This is a genomic window from Pseudomonas sp. LTJR-52 (assembly GCF_003691465.1).
Lineage (GTDB): Bacteria > Pseudomonadota > Gammaproteobacteria > Pseudomonadales > Pseudomonadaceae > Chryseomonas > Chryseomonas luteola.
Window position 1 is genome coordinate 1,944,047 of sequence record NZ_CP033105.1, and the last position, 23,639, is coordinate 1,967,685.

Annotated in this window: 21 protein-coding genes and 3 tRNA genes; 23 read left to right on the top strand and 1 reads right to left on the bottom strand. The window is 54.7% G+C overall.

What is annotated here, in order from left to right:
• Position 1 precedes the first annotated feature (1 nt).
• The 12 genes from EAW52_RS09035 (at position 2) to EAW52_RS09090 (ending at position 9,407) form a co-directional block, all read left to right on the top strand.
• Complete coding sequence (locus tag EAW52_RS09035; RefSeq protein WP_010794958.1) at positions 2-286, top strand: hypothetical protein; 285 nt, start codon at positions 2-4, stop codon at positions 284-286.
• A 28-nt stretch (positions 287-314) separates the two neighbouring features.
• Positions 315-1,334: a succinylglutamate desuccinylase gene (gene astE, locus EAW52_RS09040; RefSeq protein WP_122042171.1), complete on the top strand. Its 1,020-nt coding sequence runs from the start codon at positions 315-317 to the stop codon at positions 1,332-1,334.
• Positions 1,335-1,389: 55 nt separating this feature from the next.
• A complete protein-coding gene (gene ltaE, locus EAW52_RS09045; RefSeq protein WP_010794956.1) occupies positions 1,390-2,394 on the top strand; it encodes a low-specificity L-threonine aldolase in 1,005 nt (334 codons plus the stop codon).
• Between the two features lie 120 nt (positions 2,395-2,514).
• The gene (alaS, locus tag EAW52_RS09050; protein WP_122042172.1) at positions 2,515-5,139 is read left to right on the top strand and encodes an alanine--tRNA ligase; all 2,625 of its coding nucleotides are present in this window, start codon (positions 2,515-2,517) and stop codon (positions 5,137-5,139) included.
• A gap of 97 nt (positions 5,140-5,236) precedes the next feature.
• Complete coding sequence (locus tag EAW52_RS09055) at positions 5,237-6,472, top strand: aspartate kinase (RefSeq protein ID WP_010794954.1); 1,236 nt, start codon at positions 5,237-5,239, stop codon at positions 6,470-6,472.
• 166 nt (positions 6,473-6,638) lie between these two features.
• Positions 6,639-6,824 carry a carbon storage regulator CsrA gene (gene csrA / locus EAW52_RS09060; RefSeq protein ID WP_010794953.1) on the top strand — a complete coding sequence of 62 codons (186 nt, stop codon included), beginning with the start codon at positions 6,639-6,641 and terminating at the stop codon, positions 6,822-6,824.
• Positions 6,825-6,883: 59 nt separating this feature from the next.
• A tRNA-Ser gene (locus EAW52_RS09065) sits at positions 6,884-6,974 on the top strand.
• Between the two features lie 108 nt (positions 6,975-7,082).
• Positions 7,083-7,159: transfer RNA gene (locus EAW52_RS09070), tRNA-Arg, on the top strand.
• A 68-nt stretch (positions 7,160-7,227) separates the two neighbouring features.
• Positions 7,228-7,304: transfer RNA gene (locus EAW52_RS09075), tRNA-Arg, on the top strand.
• Positions 7,305-7,387: 83 nt separating this feature from the next.
• The gene (locus tag EAW52_RS09080) at positions 7,388-7,825 is read left to right on the top strand and encodes a thioesterase family protein (RefSeq protein WP_122042173.1); all 438 of its coding nucleotides are present in this window, start codon (positions 7,388-7,390) and stop codon (positions 7,823-7,825) included.
• Between the two features lie 17 nt (positions 7,826-7,842).
• A complete protein-coding gene (locus EAW52_RS09085) occupies positions 7,843-8,808 on the top strand; it encodes a tRNA-dihydrouridine synthase (RefSeq protein WP_122042174.1) in 966 nt (321 codons plus the stop codon).
• A gap of 128 nt (positions 8,809-8,936) precedes the next feature.
• A complete protein-coding gene (locus EAW52_RS09090) occupies positions 8,937-9,407 on the top strand; it encodes an Hsp20 family protein (protein WP_010794950.1) in 471 nt (156 codons plus the stop codon).
• Between the two features lie 56 nt (positions 9,408-9,463).
• Here EAW52_RS09090 and EAW52_RS09095 read toward each other — a convergent pair whose 3' ends face one another.
• Positions 9,464-10,336, bottom strand: coding sequence for a LysR family transcriptional regulator (locus EAW52_RS09095; RefSeq protein ID WP_122042175.1), 873 nt, complete (start codon positions 10,334-10,336; stop codon positions 9,464-9,466).
• A 124-nt stretch (positions 10,337-10,460) separates the two neighbouring features.
• Here EAW52_RS09095 and leuC point away from each other — a divergent pair, with 124 nt between their 5' ends.
• The 11 genes from leuC (at position 10,461) to folC (ending at position 23,636) form a co-directional block, all read left to right on the top strand.
• On the top strand, positions 10,461-11,885 hold the full coding sequence (gene leuC / locus EAW52_RS09100; protein ID WP_122042176.1) for a 3-isopropylmalate dehydratase large subunit: 1,425 nt from the start codon (positions 10,461-10,463) through the stop codon (positions 11,883-11,885).
• A 10-nt stretch (positions 11,886-11,895) separates the two neighbouring features.
• Positions 11,896-12,540 (top strand): 3-isopropylmalate dehydratase small subunit, encoded by a 645-nt coding sequence (gene leuD, locus EAW52_RS09105; RefSeq protein WP_122042177.1) that lies wholly within the window; start codon positions 11,896-11,898, stop codon positions 12,538-12,540.
• A gap of 10 nt (positions 12,541-12,550) precedes the next feature.
• Complete coding sequence (locus EAW52_RS09110) at positions 12,551-13,315, top strand: class I SAM-dependent methyltransferase (RefSeq protein ID WP_122042178.1); 765 nt, start codon at positions 12,551-12,553, stop codon at positions 13,313-13,315.
• Between the two features lie 54 nt (positions 13,316-13,369).
• A complete protein-coding gene (gene leuB / locus EAW52_RS09115) occupies positions 13,370-14,452 on the top strand; it encodes a 3-isopropylmalate dehydrogenase (protein ID WP_010794945.1) in 1,083 nt (360 codons plus the stop codon).
• A 57-nt stretch (positions 14,453-14,509) separates the two neighbouring features.
• Positions 14,510-15,622, top strand: coding sequence for an aspartate-semialdehyde dehydrogenase (asd, locus tag EAW52_RS09120; protein ID WP_122042179.1), 1,113 nt, complete (start codon positions 14,510-14,512; stop codon positions 15,620-15,622).
• Positions 15,623-15,732: 110 nt separating this feature from the next.
• Positions 15,733-16,743 (top strand): aspartate-semialdehyde dehydrogenase, encoded by a 1,011-nt coding sequence (locus EAW52_RS09125; RefSeq protein WP_122042180.1) that lies wholly within the window; start codon positions 15,733-15,735, stop codon positions 16,741-16,743.
• 132 nt (positions 16,744-16,875) lie between these two features.
• Entirely contained in the window at positions 16,876-19,668 is a 2,793-nt protein-coding gene (locus tag EAW52_RS09130) for a FimV/HubP family polar landmark protein (RefSeq protein ID WP_122042181.1), read from the top strand.
• A gap of 2 nt (positions 19,669-19,670) precedes the next feature.
• Positions 19,671-20,528: a tRNA pseudouridine(38-40) synthase TruA gene (gene truA, locus EAW52_RS09135; protein ID WP_122042182.1), complete on the top strand. Its 858-nt coding sequence runs from the start codon at positions 19,671-19,673 to the stop codon at positions 20,526-20,528.
• 55 nt (positions 20,529-20,583) lie between these two features.
• A complete protein-coding gene (locus tag EAW52_RS09140; protein ID WP_122042183.1) occupies positions 20,584-21,204 on the top strand; it encodes a phosphoribosylanthranilate isomerase in 621 nt (206 codons plus the stop codon).
• Positions 21,205-21,480: 276 nt separating this feature from the next.
• Entirely contained in the window at positions 21,481-22,350 is an 870-nt protein-coding gene (accD, locus tag EAW52_RS09145; RefSeq protein ID WP_010794939.1) for an acetyl-CoA carboxylase, carboxyltransferase subunit beta, read from the top strand.
• Complete coding sequence (folC, locus tag EAW52_RS09150; protein WP_122042184.1) at positions 22,350-23,636, top strand: bifunctional tetrahydrofolate synthase/dihydrofolate synthase; 1,287 nt, start codon at positions 22,350-22,352, stop codon at positions 23,634-23,636. Before accD ends, folC begins: the two co-directional genes overlap by 1 nt.
• The last annotated feature ends 3 nt before the right edge of the window (positions 23,637-23,639 follow it).

Genomic DNA, 23,639 nt, shown 5'->3' on the forward strand with positions numbered 1-23,639 from the left:
CATGATCGAAAGCTTGTCCCTTATTCTCGAAGACACCCAAGGCGAGCGACGCGAAGCGCGTGCTGCCCGCGTTGCTGTTCAAATCAATGGCCGTGACCTCTGGCTGGAGCCAGACGGACAGGGTGGGCTTACGATCTATGCCGAGTCCTTTGAAGATGAGGCTGAGACCCCGGTACTGGGGTTACGCCCGCAGGCAGTGAACCAGTTTGGACTGGCGCTCAGTCTGGAGCCGGTCGAAGAGGACCATGAGCATGGTCCAGATTGTGGTTGTGGGCATGATCACTGACTAACACTACTTGCCAGCCAGGATCATCATGACGGAACAGTACGGTCTTTCTCTGGGCAAACTGCTTGAACTCACATTGGCTGGCCGAGAGCCAGCCGAAAAAATCCAGGTCACCTCCAGCGGCATCCGCCTGCAGTGGTTGAGTGAGGGTGCTTTGCTGGTCAAACCGGCTAATGGGACGGATGCGGGTGTTGATCTTCTGCTGTCAGCCGGCATACACGGTAACGAGACAGCGCCTATCGAGATGCTGGATCGCCTTCTCAAAGGCATCGCGCGCGGTGAAATAAAACCGCGTATTCGAATTCTCTTTCTCTTGGGTAACCCCGAAGCCATGCGGCGCAATGTTCGCTTTGTTGAGCAGGACATGAATCGCCTGTTCAATGGCAAACATGCGCTGACTTCTGGATTCGAAGCTCAACGGGCCGATCAGCTGGAGCGCTTGGTCGCACAGTTTTTCAGCGAGCCGGATAGGGCTCGACTGCATTACGATCTGCATACGGCGATCCGTGGTTCCGCTATCGAGCGTTTTGCGCTGTATCCCTGGAGCGAGGGGCGAGAGCACTCGCAGGCCGAGATGGCCAGGCTCGAAGCCGCCGGTATTGACGCTGTGCTATTGCAGAGCAGGCCTGGTATCACCTTCAGCGCCTACAGCTACGCGGCCCATCAGGCTGAAGCTTTTACGCTTGAGTTGGGAAAGGCTCGTCCATTCGGTCAGAATGCCGGCGTCGATGTCAGTCAGCTCGAGTCCCGACTCAAGGCTATCATTGAGCAGTGCGAGCCCGAGTTGCCGCAAACACTGGAGCGGCTCAAGGTGTTTCACGTATCGCGAGAAATCATCAAGCAGAGTGAAGCGTTTCGCCTACATCTGGCTGACGATGTCGCGAATTTCAGTCCACTGCCCGAAGGCTATCTGCTTGCAGAGGATGGTTCTCAAAAGTGGATAGTCACTGAAACGGACGCCAGGATCATCTTTCCAAATCCCAACGTAAGACCCGGTCTGCGCGCAGGGATTTTGATCGTTCCAACCAAAGCTTTAGACAATTCGTGATTTTCGAGGCGGCTTTGCATTAGCATCGGGATTTTCTCTTTCCGGAGCTGTTTGCATGAGCCTCATCGATTTGAGAAGTGATACCGTCACCCAGCCTACGCCAGCGATGCGCGACATCATGGCGAAGGCTGAGGTGGGGGACGACGTCTACGGTGAGGACCCTACCGTTCTCAAGTTGCAGCATTATCTGGCAGATGAGCTGGGCTTCGAGGCTGGTTTGTTTGTGCCGAGTGGGACCATGAGCAACCTGCTGGGGCTGATGGGGCACTGCGAGCGAGGTGATGAATACCTGGTAGGGCAGCTGGCGCATACCTACAAATATGAAGGCGGTGGGGCCGCTGTTCTGGGCTCGATCCAGCCACAGCCAGTCGAGATGGAGGCTGACGGAAGCCTGGATCTGGATCGCGTAGCGTCCTACATCAAGCCCAGGGATTTTCATTTTGCACGTACCCGCCTTCTGGCGCTGGAAAACACCATGCACGGCAAGGTGCTTCCCCTGAGCTACCTTGCTGATGCACGGCGCTTTACCCACGAGCATGAATTGGCACTCCATCTGGATGGCGCCCGTCTCTACAATGCAGTCGTCAAGCTGGGCGTTCCACCAAAAGACATTACACGTCACTTCGACTCTGTATCGGTGTGCCTCTCAAAAGGTCTTGGCGCGCCAGTAGGATCGGTTCTGTGTGGCAGCCAGGGATTGATCGATAAGGCCATTCGCTGGCGTAAGGTCGTTGGCGGCGGCATGCGCCAGGCGGGCGTCCTGGCGGCAGCAGGACTTTACGCGCTTCAGCACAACGTGACCCGACTGGCAGAAGACCATGCCAACGCAGCACGCCTCGCTGAAGGACTTGAAAAGCTGGGCTACACTGTCGAGCCGGTGCAGACCAATATGGTTTACCTTGCCGCGGGCGACAAAGCTCCCAAACTCGCTTCTTTTCTGCGAGAAAGAGGCATTGTAGTCAGCCCGGCCGCACGGTTAAGGTTGGTGACGCATCTAGATGTGTCCAGCGCAAACATTGAAACCGTGCTGGAGGCATTCGCCGCCTATCGCAAGGCCTGAATCCACTTGAATCAAATAGGCAACGCCTATATCGCAAATTGACGACAGCCGGCGCTCCGTCCCGATATACTGCAAGACTTTGCTGGCGCGCTGTAGCCCTGTATCTGTCTGGAAGAATTTATGAAAAGCGCAGAAATCCGTGAAGCCTTCCTCCGCTTCTTTGAAGAGAAGGGGCACACTCGAGTGGCCTCAAGTTCGCTGATCCCCGCGAACGACCCAACCCTGCTGTTCACCAATGCAGGCATGAACCAGTTCAAGGATTGTTTCCTTGGCCTTGAAAAGCGCACCTATACCCGTGCGACCAGCAGCCAGAAATGCGTACGTGCCGGCGGCAAGCATAACGACCTGGAAAACGTCGGCTATACAGCACGTCACCACACCTTTTTCGAGATGCTGGGTAACTTCAGCTTTGGCGACTATTTCAAGCGTGACGCCATCAGTTACGCGTGGGAATTCCTGACCTCACCCAAGTGGCTGGGTCTGCCGCAGGAGAAGCTCTGGGTTACCGTCTACGCCACCGACGATGAAGCCTACGACATTTGGACCAAGGACGTTGGCGTGCCTGCCGAGCGTATGGTTCGTATCGGTGACAACAAGGGCGCTCCCTACGCCTCGGATAATTTCTGGGCAATGGGCGATACAGGTCCCTGCGGTCCTTGCACAGAAATCTTCTTCGACCATGGTGAGGGCATCTGGGGCGGCCCACCCGGCTCGCCAGAAGAAGACGGTGATCGTTATATCGAGATCTGGAACAACGTATTCATGCAGTTCAACCGTACGGCTGACGGGGTTCTTCACCCGTTGCCGGCGCCCAGTGTGGATACGGGGATGGGGCTTGAGCGCATCAGTGCCGTTCTGCAGCACGTTCACTCCAACTACGAAATTGATCTGTTCAAGAATCTTTTGGCGGCCTCTGCGCAGGCAATCGGCTGCGCCAATGATGACGCGCCTTCGCTCAAGGTTGTAGCCGACCACATTCGCTCCTGTGGCTTCCTGATTGCCGATGGTGTACTGCCTTCCAACGAAGGTCGCGGCTATGTACTACGTCGTATCGTCCGTCGTGCCTGCCGTCACGGTAATAAGCTCGGCGCCAAGGGTACGTTCTTTCACAAGATCGTGGCGGCTCTGGTGGCTGAAATGGGCCAGGCATTCCCTGAGCTAAAGGATCAGCAGGCACATATCGAGCGCGTTCTACGTACTGAGGAAGAGCAATTTGCCAAAACCTTGGAGCAGGGCCTCAAGATTCTGGAGCAGGATCTGGCTGGCCTTGAAGGCAATGTGATCCCGGGTGATGTGGTGTTCAAGCTGTATGACACCTACGGCTTCCCCGTTGATTTAACAAACGACATCGCACGTGAGCGCAACCTGACCCTGGATGAGGAAGGGTTTGAGCGTGAAATGGAAGCTCAGCGTGAGCGAGCCCGCTCGGCCAGCTCGTTTGGTGTGGACTACAACAGTCTGGTCAAAGTCGACGGCGAGACGCTCTTCACGGGTTATGACAGTCACGCCGGTAATGGCAAGATCGTTGCGCTGTTCAAGGCGGGCAGCCCGGTGCCTCAACTGGTTGAAGGTGACGAAGGTGTCGTGGTACTTGATCAGACACCTTTCTACGCCGAGTCGGGCGGTCAGGTGGGTGACAGCGGTTATCTGTTCGCTGACGGCCAGCGTTTCGATGTGCGTGACACCACCAAGGCAGGCGGTGCGTTCCTGCATCATGGCCTGGTTGCCGCTGGTACGCTCAAGGTAGGCGAGACGCTGGAAACACAAGTCGACGCCTCTGTGCGCCAGGCTACGGCACTTAACCACTCGGCGACTCACCTCCTGCATGCCGCACTGCGTCAGGTACTGGGCGATCACGTCCAGCAAAAGGGCTCCCTGGTTGATAGTCAGCGTCTGCGGTTCGACTTTAGTCACTTCGAGGCTATCAAACCTGAACAGCTCAAGGAGCTGGAGGAAATCGTCAATACCGAGGTTCGCCGGAACACGACGGTTCAAATCGAGCTAATGGACATCGAAAGCGCCAAGCGCAAAGGGGCCATGGCGCTGTTCGGTGAGAAGTATGGCGATACCGTGCGCGTACTGACTATGGGTGACGGCTTCTCCATTGAACTCTGTGGCGGCACTCACGTTGCCCGCACCGGTGATATTGGTGTGTTCAAGATCATCAGTGAAGGCGGTGTGGCATCGGGTGTACGCCGTATCGAGGCGGTAACTGGTGCTGGTGCGCTGGCATACCTGAACAAGGCGGAAGAGCAGCTCAAGGAAGCGGCAGGTCTGCTCAAAGGCAGTCGTGAAAATGTTCTCGATAAGCTCTCCGGTGTGCTTGAACGTAACCGTCAGCTAGAAAAGGAACTTGAGCAGCTCAAGGCCAAGGCTGCCAGCGCAGCTGGTAATGACCTAGCGGGGTCTGCCGTCGAGATCAAGGGCGTTAAGGTGCTGGCTGCTCGCCTTGATGGGCTGGATAGCAAGGCGCTGATGGCCATGGTCGATCAGCTCAAGAACAAGCTGGGCTCTGCCGTGATTCTGCTGGGTGGCGAGCAAGACGGTAAGGTCGTGCTGGTCGCGGGCGTGACCCAGGATCTGACCGGTCGACTAAAGGCGGGCGATCTGATGAGGCAGGCTGCTGCGCATGTGGGCGGGAAGGGTGGTGGTCGCCCTGATATGGCTCAGGGTGGCGGTACCGATCCGGCTGCGCTGGAAGGCGCACTTGAGTTGGCCCGCAGCTTTGCCGAAGCGGGATTGTGATTGAATAAGCGATGGGGCTCGCATCGCGCTCTGTGAGCCCTTGGCAGGTGTATACCTGAATTGTTAAATGAGCGCCCTCGCGTTAGGCAGCAATCAAATGGCATTGATCGTACAGAAGTTCGGCGGCACCTCGGTGGGTACTGTCGAGCGCATCGAACAGGTGGCCGAAAAGGTCAAGAAGTTTCGCGAAGCCGGTGACGATATTGTGGTAGTGGTTTCTGCCATGAGTGGCGAGACCAATCGTCTGATCGACCTGGCCAAGCAAATCATGCCGCAGCCAAACCCGCGCGAGTTGGATGTAATGGTGTCAACAGGTGAGCAGGTGACCATCGCCATGCTTGCCATGGCATTGACCAAGCGGGGTGTTCCGGCCGTGTCCTTCACCGGTGGACAAGTCCGGATCCTGACCGATAGCGCTTTTACCAAGGCGCGTATCGTCAGCATTGACGAACATCGTATCCGTGCCGAACTCAAGGCAGGGCGAGTCGTGGTTGTGGCAGGTTTCCAAGGCGTGGATGAGCAGGGCAATATCACTACCTTGGGCCGGGGCGGCTCCGACACCACGGGTGTCGCGCTTGCAGCTGCGCTCAAGGCAGATGAATGCCAGATCTATACCGATGTGGACGGTGTATATACCACTGATCCGCGCGTAGTGCCTCATGCACGTCGTCTTGAAAAGATCACCTTCGAGGAGATGCTGGAAATGGCCAGTCTCGGCTCGAAGGTTCTGCAGATTCGCTCGGTTGAGTTTGCAGGCAAATACAACGTGCCTCTGCGCGTACTTCATAGTTTTAAAGAGGGTCCAGGCACCCTAATTACTCTTGATGACGAGGAATCCATGGAACAGCCGATCATCTCCGGCATCGCCTTTAATCGTGACGAAGCCAAGCTGACCATCCGCGGTGTTCCAGACACCCCGGGCGTTGCGTTCAAGATCCTGGGTCCCATCAGTGCGGCCAACATTGAGGTCGACATGATCGTGCAGAATGTTTCGCACGATAACACCACGGACTTCACGTTTACGGTACACCGTAACGACTACCAGAATGCGCTTGAAATCCTAAAGCAGACGGCAGCGACCATCGGCGCACGCGAGGCAACCGGTGATACCAAGATCGCCAAGGTATCAATCGTTGGGGTGGGTATGCGTTCTCATGCCGGGGTGGCGAGTCAAATGTTCGAAGCGTTGGCTAAAGAAAGTATCAACATACAAATGATTTCGACGTCTGAGATCAAGGTGTCGGTCGTTATCGAAGAGAAATACCTGGAATTGGCTGTGCGTGCCCTTCACACGGCTTTTGAACTCGATGCGCCTGCTCGGGTAAGCGAATAGCCAATCTCTCTGGAGGGCGTTTTTGGATGCCTTCCATCGATTTGATCATGCCGCCGGAACTTTCTTTCTGGCGGTATTGGTCAATAGATCAGTAAGGATCGCGGGTTCCCGGAATTGATCCTGATTTTTTTTGCAGACTGTGGTCCTGAACGAAAGGAGAAAAGGAATGCTTATTCTAACTCGACGGGTTGGAGAAACCCTTATGGTAGGTGATGAAGTGACCGTAACGGTCTTGGGAGTTAAGGGAAATCAGGTGCGCATTGGGGTGAATGCTCCTAAAGAAGTGGCGGTTCACCGTGAGGAAATCTACCAGCGAATTCAAAAGGAAAAGGACCAAGAACCTAACATCTGATTTTTATTTAACTTTTTGCTTGCATACGGGAAAAAATCGCGTATATTACGCCCCGTCGCGGTGAGGTGGCCGAGAGGCCGAAGGCGCTCCCCTGCTAAGGGAGTACACCTCAAAAGGGTGTCGAGGGTTCGAATCCCTCCCTCACCGCCATTTACGTTACAGGCTCCGGGAAAAGCGATTCAGAGTTCTATCCCTCTGATTCTATTAGGAAATTCGCTTGACTCAGAAAGATATGAGCCTATAATGTGCACCCTCAGCGCGCTCGTAGCTCAGCTGGATAGAGTACTCGGCTACGAACCGAGCGGTCAGAGGTTCGAATCCTCTCGAGCGCGCCATTTTGAAGGGTGTTTAACAAACACCCGGTTTTACCAGTGGTGGTCTGGATATAAAAGCACCAAGTTGCGCGCTCGTAGCTCAGCTGGATAGAGTACTCGGCTACGAACCGAGCGGTCAGAGGTTCGAATCCTCTCGAGCGCGCCATACCCCAAAGGGCTTGCAGAAATGCAAGCCCTTTGTTTTTGTGCCCTGAAAAAACTTACGCAGACATGTTCCGGCGAGGCTATATGAACTGGGAACTTGAAAATCCGTTCGTCATATCGTTGCAGGTATCAATGACTGACATCGATGCGCTTGGGCATGCCAATAATGCTGTTTACGTCGCCTGGCTAGAACAGTGCGCCTGGCAGCATTCAAATAGCTTAGGACTTGGTGTTAACGAGTTTCACCGGTTAGACCGCGCCATGGCGGTAGTTCGGCACGAGATCGACTATCTCGCAAGTGCTTTCGAGGGTGATCAGTTGCTGCTGGGAACATGGCTGACTGATTGGGACAGGCGGCTACGTATGACACGTCGTTTTCAACTGGTGCGCCCGTCCGATGGTATGACCTTGCTGCGTGCAGTAACGACTTTCGTATGTATAGAGCTCTCTTCGGGTAAGCCGCGGCGTATGCCTGAAGCTTTCATTCAGGGTTACGGTCAGGCGCTGCCTGATTCGCTTTAAGTGTTCCAGAGGTCTACATGCAAATCGCTTTGGCGCCCATGGAGGGGCTGGTTGATGAGATTCTGCGCGATCTGTTGACGCAGGTAGGTGGCATCGACTGGTGTGTCACGGAATTTATTCGCATTACCAACCGGCTATTGCCTCTAGCAACGTATGAAAAATACGCTCCGGAGTTGGCAAGCGGCTCGATGACGCGAGCGGGAGTACCTATGCGAGTCCAGTTCCTAGGGTCGGATCCTGTCTGTCTGGCAGAGAATGCAGCGTACGCCTGTACGCTAGGTGCTCCGGTCATTGATCTGAATTTTGGTTGTCCTGCCAAGACTGTTAACAACTCCAGGGGTGGTGCCATCCTCCTTAACGAGCCAGAGCTGTTGCACTCAATTATCTCGCATGTTCGTCGTGCCGTGCCTTCGTCTATCCCGGTGACAGCCAAGATGCGGTTGGGCTATGACAGCCCTGAAGGCGCGCTGGAGTGCGCTCAAGCGTTGGTTTCTGGCGGGGCGCAACAGTTGGTTGTGCATGCTCGTACCAAAAAAGATGGCTATAAACCGCCCGCTCACTGGGAGTGGATTGCCAGGGTTGCGGAAGTCGTCGACGTTCCTGTACTGGCTAACGGCGAGATCTGGACGCTGGAGGATTACTGGCGGTGCCGTGAGGTGTGCGGTATCGCGGAAGTTATGTTGGGGCGTGGATTGGTTTCCCGGCCTGACCTGGCGCGACAGATAGCGGCCAGCGTCAAGGGTGAGCATGTTGAGCCTATGCAGTGGGAAGAGCTGTTCGCGCTGCTACAGATTTTCTGGCTCAAAGCGCGCCAGAAGATGGCGCCACGCTATGCGCCGGGACGTTTCAAGCAGTGGTTGGGTATGCTTTCCCGTAATTATGAGGAGGCGCTGACGTTGTTTGGCGAAATACGCCGTGAGACAGAATGCGAGCGGATCGATACGCTGCTTGGCTTGCAGCCCTCAATTCCTTCGGTTGCATAGTCCAGTTCAGTTACCGTTCATCGGGCGTACCACTTGAAAAAAGCGAGCGGGTTCCTATATGGAATCCTGCAGGGCGCCGAAGTCGGGCCTTGCGTTGAAACTTGCTGATGACTCAGGAGATTCCCTATATGAACACTGCATTCTCTCTTGCTCCCTTGTTCCGCCATTCCGTTGGATTTGACCGCTTCAATGACCTGTTCGAATCCGCGCTGCGCAACGAGTCGGGTAGCTCCTACCCACCCTATAACGTGGAAAAGCACGGCGACGATCGCTATCGCATCGTGATTGCGGCTGCCGGCCTTGCCGAAGACGACCTTGAGCTTGAAGTGGAGCGGGGCGTGTTGACTGTGAAGAGCGGCCGCCGTGAGAAGAGCGCCGACAGCGTGACCTATTTGCACCAGGGCATCGCCCAGCGTGCCTTCAAGCTGTCCTTCCGCCTGGCTGATCATATCGAGGTGAAAGGTGCGAGCTTGAAGAATGGCCTGCTCAACATCGATCTGGTACGTGAAGTACCGGAAGAGGCCAAGCCCAAGCGCATCGCTATCAACGGTCAGTTGAGTGCCGATGAAAAGCCTGCGCTGGAAGGTCAGAGTGCCTAAGTACAGCGGCCATCAAACAGTAGAAAAGGGGGCGCCATGTGCGGCCCCTTTTTTATTCATACATGCAAATCGTTCAATAGCTTCATAAAGGCCTTGGCTGCATTGGAATGCGTTCGTTCTGTGTGAACGATATAGCCCAGGCGACGCTTGAGGTGTATTCCAGGCAAGGGGAGACTCACGACCTGTTCATCAAGCATTGTCCGTGGAAGAACGCTCCAGGCAATGCCGATGGAGACCATCATTTTGATGGTCTCCAGATAATTTGTGCTCATTGCAATGTTGGGGGTGAGCTGCTGCGCCTCAAACAAGCCCCGCACGATGTGATGGGTAAAGGTATTTCCGCCTGGGAAAACGGCGGGGTGCGCAGCAACGTCAGCCAGACTGATTTGCTCTGACATGGCCAGGGGGTGCTCAGGCGCTGCGACAAAATCAAGGGGGTCATCCCAGACAGGTGAGGCCTGGATAAGCGGCGATGCTTCTGGCGCCAAGGTGATAATGCCAAGCTCCACACGCCCCTGTAGCACTTCCTCATATGCCGCTTCTGAGTCAAGAAAGCGAATATCCAGAGAAACTTTTGGGTATAGGCGTGTAAAGTTCCTGAGTACCGGCGGTAGCCGATGTAATCCGATGTGATGACTAGTGGCTAAAATCAGTTTGCCGGCAATCTCGCCATTGAGATTGGCCAGTGCTCTTCGGGTGTCAGCCAAGGCGTCTTTTACCTGATAAGCCCTAGGTAAAAGTGCTCGACCTGATTCGGTCAGGCTGATTTCCCGCCCAATACGATCGAAGAGACGTGTTTCCAGTTGCTGTTCAAGGCTGGCAATTCGTTTGCTGACGGCAGGTTGTGTCAAATGCAGCCGTTCGCCTGCCTCGGAAAAACTTCCACTCTCAGCAACTGCTATAAACGCATTGAGGTTATTCAGATCCAAAAGGTGGATTCCTAATGGTTATGCAGATCATGAAAATTATGAATTTGTTTTATGAGAGCATCAAGCGTTAGGATCACCTTACAAGCCCTAAGGGCATAGAAACACGCCGATGAGGACGTTAGTGATGGCTGGCAAGACCCTTTACGACAAGCTCTGGGATATGCACTTGGTCAAGCAGCGCGATGATGGTTCGGCACTGCTGTACATTGATCGTCATATCATTCATGAGGTGACCTCACCTCAGGCATTCGAAGGCCTGCGGTTGGCTGGGCGCAAGCCTTGGCGTCTAGGCGCCAATCTGGCAACGCCAGACCACAACGTGCCAACCACGCCGGATCGTAAGGAAGGTATTGCTTCCATCAAGGACGAGACGTCTCGCATTCAGGTTCGTACGCTCGACGAAAACTGCGATGACTTCGGTATTACTCAATTCAAGATGAATGACGTACGCCAGGGCATCGTGCATGTCATAGGCCCAGAGCAGGGCGCCATCCTGCCCGGCATGACTGTGGTATGTGGTGACTCCCATACGTCCACCAATGGTGCGCTTGGGGCCTTGGCTCATGGTATCGGGACGTCAGAGGTTGAGCACGTACTTGCGACCCAGTGCTTGGTCGCGAAGAAAATGAAAAACATGTTGGTACGCGTTGAGGGTGAATTACCTTTCGGCGTAACCGCCAAAGACATCATTCTGGCTGTGATCGGCAAGATCGGTACGGCGGGAGGTAATGGCCACGCCATCGAATTTGCGGGCAGTGCTATTCGTGCCTTGTCGATGGAAGGCCGAATGACAATTTGTAACATGTCGATTGAGGCTGGTGCGCGCGTAGGTATGGTGGCGGTCGATCAGACCACGATTGATTACGTAAAAGGGCGCCCTTTTGCCCCTGCGCCCGAATATTGGGAGCAAGCCGTAGCGGTATGGCGCGGGCTGGTCTCTGATGAAGATGCTGTCTTTGATACCGTCATCGAATTGGACGCGGCCAAGATCAAGCCTCAGGTTAGCTGGGGGACTTCCCCTGAAATGGTGGTTGCGGTAGACCAAGCCGTTCCTGATCCGGCCCAAGAGCGAGACGCCGTGAAGCGTGGCTCTATTGAGCGCGCATTGAAATACATGGGATTGCAGGCCAGTCAGCCTATTACTGATATCCGTCTGGATCGAGTGTTCATTGGCTCCTGTACCAACTCTCGCATTGAAGACCTTCGCGCCGCGGCGGCTGTCGCCAAAGGCCGTAAGGTGGCGAGTTCCATCAAGCAGGCGCTGGTGGTGCCTGGGTCTGGCCTGGTAAAGGCCCAGGCTGAAAAGGAAGGTCTGGATAAGGTCTTTATCGATGCAGGTTTCGAATGGCGTGAACCGGGCTGCTCGATGTGCCTGGCAATGAACGCGGATCGCCTTGAAAGCGGTGAGCACTGCGCATCCACATCCAACCGCAACTTCGAAGGGCGTCAGGGTGCCGGTGGTCGTACGCATCTGGTAAGTCCCGCTATGGCCGCTGCGGCAGCGATCGCAGGGCATTTCGTTGACGTTCGTGAATTCGGTCGCGTTTAAGGAGCATCTCATGCAGGCATTTACTCAGCATACAGGCGTGGTTGCTCCATTGGATCGCGCCAATGTCGATACGGATCAGATCATTCCAAAGCAGTTTCTGAAATCTATCAAGCGGACCGGCTTTGGCCCCAACCTGTTTGATGAGTGGCGTTATCTGGATATAGGGCAACCTGGGCAGGACAATAGCCAGCGTCCACTCAATCCGGATTTCGTGCTTAATCAGTCCCGTTACCAGGGGGCCAGCATTCTTCTGGCGCGGGAAAATTTCGGATGTGGATCATCCCGTGAACACGCGCCTTGGGCGCTGGATGGATATGGCTTTCGCGCTGTGATTGCTCCGAGCTTTGCTGACATCTTTTTCAACAACAGTTTCAAGAACGGTTTATTACCAATCGTCCTGCCAGAACAGGAAGTGAGTGAACTCTTTGCTCAGGTTGAGTCGACAGAAGGGTATACCCTTGAAATCGATTTGGCCTCGCAGGTTGTGAAACGTCCTGATGGCAAAGCCATTCCCTTCGAAATCGACGCGTTCCGCAAGCACTGTTTGCTTAATGGGTTGGATGACATTGGTCTGACCCTGCAGGATGCGGATGCCGTCAGGGCATTCGAAAAGACATACCAACAGGCCAATCCCTGGTTGTTTCAAAACGCATGAGGTAGGCAACATGGCTGGTGATCACGAACAACTTGTCCAATCCCAATTCGGTACGATGGCTGAGTCGTACCTGGGGAGTAACGTCCATGCTCAAGGCTCTGAACTGCAGGAGATGCGGGAACAGGTAGCCAAACGCGAGCAGGCAAAGGTTCTGGATCTAGGGTGTGGGGCCGGCCATGTCAGCTACAACATTGCGCCTGTGGCGGGCTCGGTGGTGGCATTGGATCTGTCAGAAGAGATGCTAGCCATCGTCAAGCGCACGGCCAATGAGCGCGGCATCGACAATATCAGTGTGCAACCCGGGATGGCTGAGCGTCTGCCGTTTGGGGATGCCAGCTTTGATTTCGTTCTTAGTCGGTATTCCGCGCATCATTGGCGTGACATCGGCTCAGCTCTGAGCGAGGTACGGCGTGTGCTGCGTTTCAATGGTCAGGCTGCGTTTGTAGATGTTATCTCGCCTGCCAACCCCCGTCTTGATACCTATCTTCAGACCGTAGAAATCCTGCGTGATAACAGTCACGTCAGAGACTACTCCATGGCTGAGTGGCTCCAGATGCTGGGTGTTGCTCGTCTGGGAGTAACCCGCTGTGTTCGCCAGCGGCTGCGCTTGAACTTCCTGGAGTGGGCCGAGCGGATGAATACGCCTGAGCCCATGCGTCAGGCCATACGCACAGTACAAGGCCGGATTGGCCAGGAAGTCCGTCATTATTTCGAAATTGACAAGGACGGCTCTTTTACCGTCGATGTGATGGTACTTTGGGCCCAGCCTATATGATCTGGGTGGTGCTCTTGCACCACCTCTACTTTTCCATGGATAAGTGAGATAACAATGAGCAAACAGATCCTCATTCTGCCAGGCGATGGCATTGGCCCTGAAATCATGGCTGAGGCTGTTAAGGTTCTGAATCGCGTCAACGACATGTTCGCATTGGATTTCGAGCTGACCGAAGATGTGATCGGCGGTGCAGCCATTGACAAGCATGGCGTTCCGTTGGCTGATGAGACGCTTGAAAAGGCTCAGGCAGCAGATGCTGTTCTGCTGGGTGCGGTGGGTGGTCCCAAGTGGGACAAGCTTGATCGTGCAATTCGTCCTGAAAAGGGTTTGCTCAAGATTCGTTCTGCGCTAGGTCTGTTTGCCAATCTGCGTCCGGCCATTCTCTATCCGCAATTGGCGGAGGCCTCTACCCTCAAGCCAGAAGTGGTGTCAGGTCTGGACATCCTGATCGTGCGCGAGCTGACCGGCGGGATCTACTTTGGTGGCCCTCGCGGTATCCGCACGCTCGATAACGGTGAGCGTGAGGGTTTTAATACGCTTCCCTACAGCGAAAGCGAAATTCGCCGGATCGCACGTGTCGGTTTTGAAATGGCTCGTGTCCGCGGCAGGAAACTCTGCTCGGTAGACAAGGCTAACGTCATGGAGTCCAGTCAGCTATGGCGAGAGGTTGTGGAGGAGGTCGCCAAGGATTATCCGGATGTCGAGCTGAGTCATATGTATGTCGATAATGCGGCCATGCAGTTGGTGCGCGCGCCCAAGCAGTTCGACGTGATGGTGACGGACAACATGTTTGGCGACATTCTGTCGGATGAGGCCTCAATGCTAACCGGTTCGATTGGCATGCTGCCTTCCGCTTCGCTGGATGCCAATAACAAAGGTATGTACGAGCCCTGTCATGGTTCGGCGCCGGATATCGCCGGCCAGGGCATTGCCAACCCGCTGGCTACGATTCTTTCCGTTTCCATGATGCTCCGCTACAGCTTCAACCAATCAAAGGCTGCTGAGGCAATTGAGCAGGCGGTAAGCCGTGTTCTGGACCAGAACTTGCGTACAGGTGATATCTGGTCAGCGGGCTGTCAAAAAGTAGGTACTCGCGAAATGGGCGAGGCAGTAGTCGCGGCGCTCGCAAGTGAGTAATCTGTACGGCCGGCCGGAGCGCTTCCGGCCGCCACTTCCAAAAAAGGTGCAGTAGCAATGAAGCGTGTAGGTTTAATCGGATGGCGCGGTATGGTGGGATCCGTGCTCATGCAGCGTATGCTGGATGAACGTGATTTCGACTTGATCGAGCCGGTGTTCTTTACCACCTCCAATGTAGGGGGCGAAGGTCCTTCCATTGGAAAAGATATCGCTCCGCTGAAAGATGCCTACAGCATTGACGAACTCAAGGGCCTGGACGTCATCATCACGTGCCAGGGCGGCGATTACACCAGCGAAGTTTTCCCGAAGCTGCGGGAAGCCGGTTGGAGCGGTTACTGGATTGACGCTGCGTCTACCTTGCGTATGCATGATGATGCCGTGATCGTTCTGGATCCCGTAAACCGTCGAGTGATCGACCAGGCGCTTAACGAGGGCACCAAGAACTACATTGGTGGCAATTGCACCGTTAGCCTGATGTTGATGTCACTGGGCGGGCTGTTCGAGGCTGGCCTGGTTGAGTGGATGAGCGCAATGACCTATCAGGCAGCGTCAGGTGCCGGTGCTCAAAACATGCGTGAGCTGATTCGCCAAATGGGCGCGACACATGCAAGCGTTGCTGACGACCTGGCAGATCCTGCCAGTGCGATTCTGGATATTGACCGTAAGGTGGCGGAAACGCTACGGGGCGAGTCTTTCCCGGTAGAGCAGTTCGGTGTGCCGCTTGCAGGGAGCCTTATTCCCTGGATCGACAAGGAGCTGCCTAATGGACAGAGCCGAGAGGAATGGAAGGCGCAAGCGGAGACGAACAAGATCTTGGCCCGCTTCAAAAACCCGATTCCTGTCGATGGTATCTGTGTCCGCGTGGGCGCCATGCGTTGCCACAGCCAGGCATTGACCCTCAAACTTAACAAGGACGTGCCGATTTCCGATATCGAAGGTCTGATTAGTCAGCACAATCCATGGGTCAAGCTAGTGCCGAACCACCGTGAAGTCAGCATGCGTGAGCTGACCCCTGCTGCGGTAACAGGCACGCTTAACGTACCGGTGGGTCGTCTGCGTAAGCTGAACATGGGCTCCCAATACCTGGGCGCATTCACTGTCGGCGATCAGTTGCTATGGGGAGCGGCTGAGCCGCTGCGCCGTATGCTGCGTATTCTGCTTGAGCGTTGATGTATTACTCCTCATTCCGTTGAGATCATGCTTCTCCATGATTCACGGTAATTGAAAGTCTTAAAGGCGGCCGCTACAGTGCCGCCTTTTTTCATTTTGGGCCCCTGCACATGAACACATCCCTTTCGGTCGTTGTCGTTGGTGCAACAGGCAACGTTGGCGAAGCTATCGTGACATTGCTGGAGGAGCGTGATTTCCCGCTCGTCCACCTTTATTTGGTAGCGTCAGCTGACTCTGTTGGTCAGTCTATTGCCTTTCGCGGCAGAAACCTGCGCATAACGGCAGCTGATGACTTTGATTTTGGCAAGGCTCAACTGGCCTTTATGGCAGCTGATACGGTATCGGCCAGGACGTTGGCAGAAAAAGCGTTCGAGGCGGGATGTTCGGTTATTGACCTGACTGGCTCTTTGGATAGCTTACGTTCGCCGCGTGTGATGCCGGACGTCAGCAGCGAACTCATTGGCCAGCAGCAAAGGCCTTGTCTGCTGTCAGTGCCGAGTGCACCTGCCGCAGTACTCATTAGTACACTGGCTCCCATTTGCCATCAAAGTGCTATTGAGCAGGCAACTGTTACCGCTTGTCTCGCTGCCTCTAGTCGGGGTAGGGCCGGTGTTCGAGAGTTGGCGCGGCAAACAACCGAGCTGCTAAATGCGCGTCCACTGGAGCCAAAGGTATTTGGCAAGCAGTTGGCATTCAATGTGCTAGCACAGACCGGTGAACCTCAGTCAGATGGCTATACTGCGATTGAGCATAGAGTCATGGGCGAGTGTAAAGAAGTGTTGGGCAACAGTCTCGGAACATTGGCGGTCAGTTGTATTCAAGTGCCAGTGTTCTTTGGCGATAGTCTTTCGATAACCGTTAAAACACGTGATATTTTGGCTATAAAAGATCTGAATTTGGCCTATTCTAAGCATGAAGGCTTGGAATTGTTTGATGCAGAAGAATATCCAACGGTCGTGGATGATGCGATCGGACGTGATGAAATATTGATTGGGCGCGTCAGACATAATCCAGAAGATCCACATCTGATTGAAATGTGGGTCGTTTCAGATAATGTTCGAAAGGCGGCTGCGCTTAATGCCGTGCAAACGGCTGAATTATTGATAAAACATTATCTGTAAAAGATACTGATTTAAGTTAGGGCAGACTTATCAGTAAATAATTGGCTAGGCGTACCGTTCAAACTGGCCGGTCATCTTGAGCGGTACCTAGGTAAGCAAATCTGCTGCCGACAGAAATCATAAGGGAAAGCTATGGTTCGGGTTCGAAAATTAGTGCTAGCAATCGCGGCGGCATCCGCCTTTGCGTCAGGAGCGACGTATGGCCTTGGCCTCGGTGATATTCATCTGAATTCATCACTGAATCAGCCATTCAATGCGGTCATTGACCTCAAGGATGTTCGCGACCTTTCAGCAGAAGAATTGCGCCCCGTTCTGGCTTCCCCTGAAGACTTCAGTAAAGCCGGCGTCGATAGAAACTATTTTCTGACCGATCTAAAATTTACGCCTGAAGTCCGAGCGGACGGGCGTAGTGTTATTCGTATTACGTCATCCAAGCCGGTACGTGAGCCCTACTTGAACTTCCTGTTGGAAGTGAGTTGGCCAAGCGGTCGCGTTCTTCGCGAGTACACCGTTCTACTGGACCCACCGCTTTACACGCCTCAAACGGCGGCAGCACCCGTAGCGCCTGTTACGGCGCCTGCACCATCAAGACCTGCGCGTCCAGCGGCAACCCCGGTACCTTCAGGTGCAGCGGGTGTGCCTGTCACCATGAATGGTGAGTACACGACCAGCCCGAAAGATACCCTGTGGGAAGTGGCAGACCGTACTCGTCCCAATGACAACGTCTCTGTACACCAGATGATGCTGGCTATCCAGGATCGTAACCCTAGTGCGTTTTTGAGCAATAACATCAATTTGATGAAGAGTGGGCAGGTTCTTCGTCTGCCCAATGATGAGCAGATCAGGGTGCGTTCCCAGCGCCAGGCATTGGAAGAAGTGGCTGCTCAGAACCGAGCCTGGCGTGGTGGTCTGCAGGCTGCTGATGCCGCCAACGTGCCAAGTTCGCCTCGACAACTTGATGCTACCAACAGGCAAGGCCCGGAGAGTGCACCGGGGGCGGCCGAGCAGCAGGACAATCTGCGCCTGCTATCCGGTCAGCAGGGCAAATCAGCCTCTGGTAGCGACCAGGGAAATAGCGGTAATAACCAGGCGCTGGCAGACAAGCTGGCCGTGACGCAAGAAAGTCTGGATTCGACTCGTCGCGAAAACGAAGAACTCAAAAGTCGCATGAGCGATTTGCAAAGTCAGCTGGACAAGTTGCAAAAGCTGATGCAACTCAAGGATGCCCAGCTAGCTCAGCTGCAGGCTTCGGCTGCCAATCAGGGCGTTGCTCCAGAATCCCCTGAGGCGTCGGCTCCGGTAATCACTCCGCCGGCCACAACGCCAGAGGGTGAGCCTGCTCAACCTACGGCTGACCAAAGCGCGCCTGAACAGACTGAAACAGCGCCTCCCGCTACGCCAGAGGATACGGCACCCGATTCGGCCAGTGCTCCAGAAGTGCCGGCCGAAACACCCGCGGCGCCTTCGGCCACTACGCCTGCCATGCCCGCCACTGCAGCTCCGGCTCAACCTGTTGAACCTGTTGCCGAAGAGCCCACCAGTTTCCTTGATCAGATATTTGGAAACACCCTCTGGTTGGGTGTAATTGGTGGCAGTGCGCTGTTGGCGCTGCTGGTTCTTCTGATGGTCATCTCTCGCCGCAACGCCATGCGTGAAGCCGAGCGCGAGGCCGCCTTGGAAGAGGAGCAGTCCATTGGTGCCTATCGTGTCGATCCCGATATTCATGAAAGCAGTCTGGACGGCTTGGATATAAGTGATCTGTCCGAAAGCAATCTGGATAATCAGAACACCGATGCCAAGCAGCCATCTGACGCGCTAGGTCAGGCTGATATCTATATGGCCTATGGACGCTTCAATCAGGCTGCTGATGTTCTGCAGAAGGCCAGTGATGAAGAGCCGCATCGCGCTGACTTGCGTTTGAAACTCATGGAAGTGTATGCCGAGATGGGCGACCGTGAGGGCTTCATTCGCCAGGAAAATGAGTTGCGTGAAATTGGTGGATCCCAGTCGGAAGTTGAGCAGCTCAAGTCCCGTTACCCTGCCATGGCTGCCGCGGCAGCTGCAACAGTCCTGGGTGCGGCGGCGCTGGCTGCTGCGCACGAGGTCAGTGAGTCCGAGGAGCATCGCCTTGATGAGCCCGAGACTACTGAGAAGCTCGATGACGATTTCGATCTGAATTTCGATGACTTCAAGCTGGATGACACTGAAGAGCCAACGGTGGTGCGCGAAGATACGAATACATTCGACTTTACCGCAGAAGAAACCACTGCTCAGACTGCCAAGAATGACGATTTTGACTTTGACTTCGATCTGTCGAGTGATTCGGAGCGTCCGGTAGCACCCGAGCATACGGCGTTAAATGACGAGTTCTCTCTGGATCTGGACGAGTCGGATCGCAACGCTGAGCCGGTGGCCTTTAGCGAGCCTGCGGTTCACGCTCCTGAGGATGACTTCAGCCTCGATCTGCCAGATAATGAAACGAAGCCTTCGGACGTGAATGATCTGTCGGATGACTTCGATCTTTCCATTGACGAGCCAGGAGCAGAGCCAGAGCCTATTGCTGAGCGTGAAGCGCCTGAAGCGGCTGACCCACAAGCACACAGCTTCGAAGCTGAGCTTCAGCGCGCCAATGCTGATCTGGAGCAGAGCAGTCCTGATCTGAGGGAAGAGACTGTAGCTGAGGAGCGTAAAGACGAAGCCAGTACTGACTTCGGCAGTTTTTCTGCAGAGAGTGGTTCAGGTCTTGATGACGATTTCGATTTCCTTTCGGGTGAAGATGAGACGGCAACCAAGCTTGATCTGGCCCGAGCCTATATCGATATGGGCGACGCGGATGGGGCTAGAGATATCCTTGATGAGATTCTGGCCGAAGGTAGTGATGCCCAGCGTAATGAGGCTCGCGAGATGTTGGCCCAATTGAGTTGAATATGACTGAAAGTGTTAACACAGCGGCAGCCGAGGAGGCTGCCGTTGGCGTTTCAAGAATAGCTCTTGGTGTAGAGTACATGGGGGCTCGCTACCGCGGCTGGCAAAGGCAGCAGGCTGGCGTGATATCCGTGCAGGAAGCCCTTGAGAAAGCATTGAGCCGGGTGGCAGCTCAGCCTGTGACGGTTTCCTGTGCGGGTCGTACCGATGCGGCTGTGCATGCCAGCGGTCAGGTCGTGCATTTTGATACGGCGATTGATCGTCCGCTTCATGCCTGGGTGCTAGGGGCAAATGCCAATCTGCCTAAGGATATTAGCGTAGCGTGGGCCAAGCCCATGCCTCATCATTTTAATGCGCGTTTTTCAGCCGTCGCGCGTCGATACCGCTACGTGATTTACAACGATCCTATTCGACCTGCTCATCTGGCCGAGCAAGTTACCTGGAATCACCGTCCGCTAGATGTTGAGCGAATGCGAAGTGCTGCAGCCCTTTTGGTTGGGACGCATGATTTTACATCGTTCCGTGCGCAACAGTGCCAGGCCAAATCTCCCATCAAGACTGTTCATCATCTGCATGTGCAGGTGTTCGGCTGCTTTATTGTGCTCGATATCAGGGCCAATGCTTTCTTGCACCATATGGTGCGGAACATAGCAGGCGTATTGATGACGATCGGCGCAGGCGAGCGGCCTGTCGAGTGGGCTGCCCAAGTGCTGGACGCCTGCGATCGTAAAGCGGGAGGCGTGACGGCGCATCCCTATGGGCTTTATCTGGTCAGGGTCGAATACCCTGAAGAGTTTGATTTGCCTGAGCGCTACCTGGGGCCGCATTTCCTGTCGGCTCTCCCTGATATGGCGAACTGACTAAGCCTCCGCCTTCTGATACCATCGTCTGATTTTTCAGTCCGGGTAAAAAGACGTGTCAGCGGTCCGTGTGAAAATCTGTGGAATCACATGCGTCGAGGATGCATTGGCCGCCGCTCATGCTGGCGCCGATGCTATCGGGCTCGTCTTTTATAGGAAAAGCCCTCGTTCCGTATCGATCCCCCATGCCAAGCGCATCATTTCTGCTTTGCCTCCATTCGTGACAACGGTAGGGCTTTTCGTCGATGCGTCCCGCTGTGAGATTGACGAAACACTGGATGCCTTGCCGCTTGATCTGTTGCAGTTTCATGGTGAGGAGACGGCAGCCGATTGTGCGCGGTATCGTCGGCCCTACATGAAAGCGCTGCGTATGAAGCCGGGTGAAGACATTGCTGCTCGTTGTCAGGAATACGCCAGTGCAAATGCCATCTTGCTAGATACCTATGTTCAAGGTGTTCCCGGTGGAACAGGGCAGGCATTTGACTGGGCGCAAATACCGCAGGGATTATCCAAGCCTATCGTGCTGGCAGGTGGGCTTGGGATTGAAAATGTAGCCGATGCCATTGCCAGAGTGCGTCCTTACGCTGTTGATGTCAGCGGCGGGGTAGAGGCAACCAAGGGTATAAAGAATCACGAAAAGGTTCGTGCATTCGTTGATGCCGTACGGCGTGGTTAGGATTAAAAGGATCAACTGAGGCCATGTGACGGTAATTGAATTAAGACCGTCAACAGGCTAAGTCGGGCCCGAACCGTTTCGGGTCATCAATGATTTTTCTGCTTGATAATTACTAGCAGAGTTTAGGTTGGGCTAGCCCGTTAGGGTGGAGCCTGGTGGCGTTGAGTTGGACATGCTGTTCAATCTCCGTTCACCATCAATTCATAATTCGCTCAGGGATTGTGTGTCGAGCTCAGGACTTGATACATGCGAGCCCATGCAAGTGGAGAGTAATGCATGAGCAATTGGCTGGTAGATAAACTGATTCCTTCGATCATGCGTTCCGAAGTGAAACGCAGTTCTGTACCTGAAGGGCTTTGGCACAAGTGTCCTTCTTGCGAGTCGGTGCTTTACCGCCCGGAGCTGGAAAAGAATCTGGATGTCTGCATGAAGTGTGGTCATCACATGCGCATCAATGCTCGTCGTCGTCTGGACATCTTTTTGGATGCGGACGGGCGCGAGGAGCTTGGCGCTGAGCTGGAGCCTGTTGATCGCCTGAAATTTCGCGACAGTAAGAAATATAAGGATCGTCTGACGGCTGCTCAAAAGGAGACTGGCGAAAAAGATGCCCTGATTGCCATGAAAGGCTCGCTGATGGGTATGCCGGTGGCGGCCTGCGCATTTGAGTTTTCGTTCATGGGCGGTTCCATGGGCGCGGTCGTGGGTGAGCGCTTTGTACGCGCCGCCAATGTGGCTCTGGAACAGCGTTGTCCGCTGGTCTGTTTTTCGGCGTCGGGTGGGGCTCGTATGCAGGAAGCGCTGATATCGCTGATGCAGATGGCCAAGACGTCTGCAGTATTGGCGCGCTTGCGTGAAGAGGGGATTCCTTTTATCTCCGTCTTGACAGACCCTGTATATGGCGGTGTTTCGGCAAGTCTTGCCATGTTGGGTGATGTGATTGTTGCTGAGCCCAAGGCACTTATCGGATTTGCAGGCCCTCGCGTCATTGAACAGACTGTGCGTGAAAAGCTTCCGGAAGGTTTCCAGCGCAGTGAGTTCCTGCTTGAGCATGGTGCGGTGGATATCATTGTGCCGCGCGCTGAGCTGCGCAGTCGTCTCTCCAAGTTGCTGGCTACCCTGCAGAACGTTCCTAGCCCGGCGGCCTGATGAACAACAAGTCCCTGGCCGATTGGCTGAGTTACCTCGAACAACTGCATCCCACTGCCATTGACATGGGGTTGGACCGCTCGCGCAAGGTGGCTCAGGCACTTGCGCTGGGGCGTCTGGCGCCTCGAGTCGTTACGGTTACAGGAACAAACGGCAAGGGGTCGACATGTGCGTTCCTGGCTCGACTGTTACGTGCCTCGGGGTTGCGTGTTGGGGTTTACAGTTCGCCGCATCTGTTGCGCTATAACGAGCGTGTCTCCATTGATGGGCAGGACGTAGACGATCAGACGCTATGTGAGGCATTTGCTGCCGTTGAGGCTGCACGTCAAGACACCTCGCTAACGTATTTTGAAATGGGCACGCTTGCTGCCTTCTGGCTGTTCGCACGTGCAGAGCTCGATGCGGTCATTCTCGAGGTTGGGCTTGGCGGTCGCCTGGACGCAGTTAATCTGGTCGACGCTGACTTGGCACTTGTCACCAGCATTGGGTTGGATCACGCCGAATGGCTCGGTAACACGCGAGAAAGCGTTGCGTTTGAAAAGGCGGGTATTTTTCGTTCGGGAAAACCTGCCCTCTGTGGCGACCTTGATCCGCCTGTTCCACTGCTGGAGCAGGCGGAGCGTCTGAATGCTCCGCTGTTTTGCCGGGGTAAAGACTTTGATCTTCTTATGGAGTCCCATGGTTGGTTTTGGAAGGGCGTAGCCGCTGATGGCGAGGTGTTGACATTGCCCGGCATCCCTTTCCTTGATCTTCCTATGGAAAACGCTGCGCTGGCTTTGCAGGCGTATGCGTTGCTAGATATCGAGTGGGTGCCTGAAAGGATAGTCCAGGCTCTTTTGGACACAGCCGTAGTAGGGCGGCTGGATCGCCGTCAGGTAAGTATCGATAACAAGCAAATTCACTTGCTTCTGGATGTGGGGCATAACCCCCACGCAGCAGAGTATTTGGCTCGGCGATTATCTGTACGCAAACCCAGCGGGCGTCGCCTGGCTGTATTTGGCCTGCTTTCTGACAAGGATTTGCACGGCGTTATTACACCACTGCTTGCAGTGATCGGCGAATGGTTTGTGGCTGAGCTGCCAACGCCTCGGAGCCGTTCTGCGCAAGAGCTACATGCTGAGTTGCGCAATCAGGGGCAGGCCGTGCATTGTCACGACACTATAAGAGATGCATTAAGTGCAGCGGCTGAAATGGCTACGGAAGACGATGAAATCATCGTATTGGGTTCTTTCTACAGCGTGGCAGAGGCGCTAGGCTGGTTGCATAGCCAAGCACAAGGGGAATAAGAA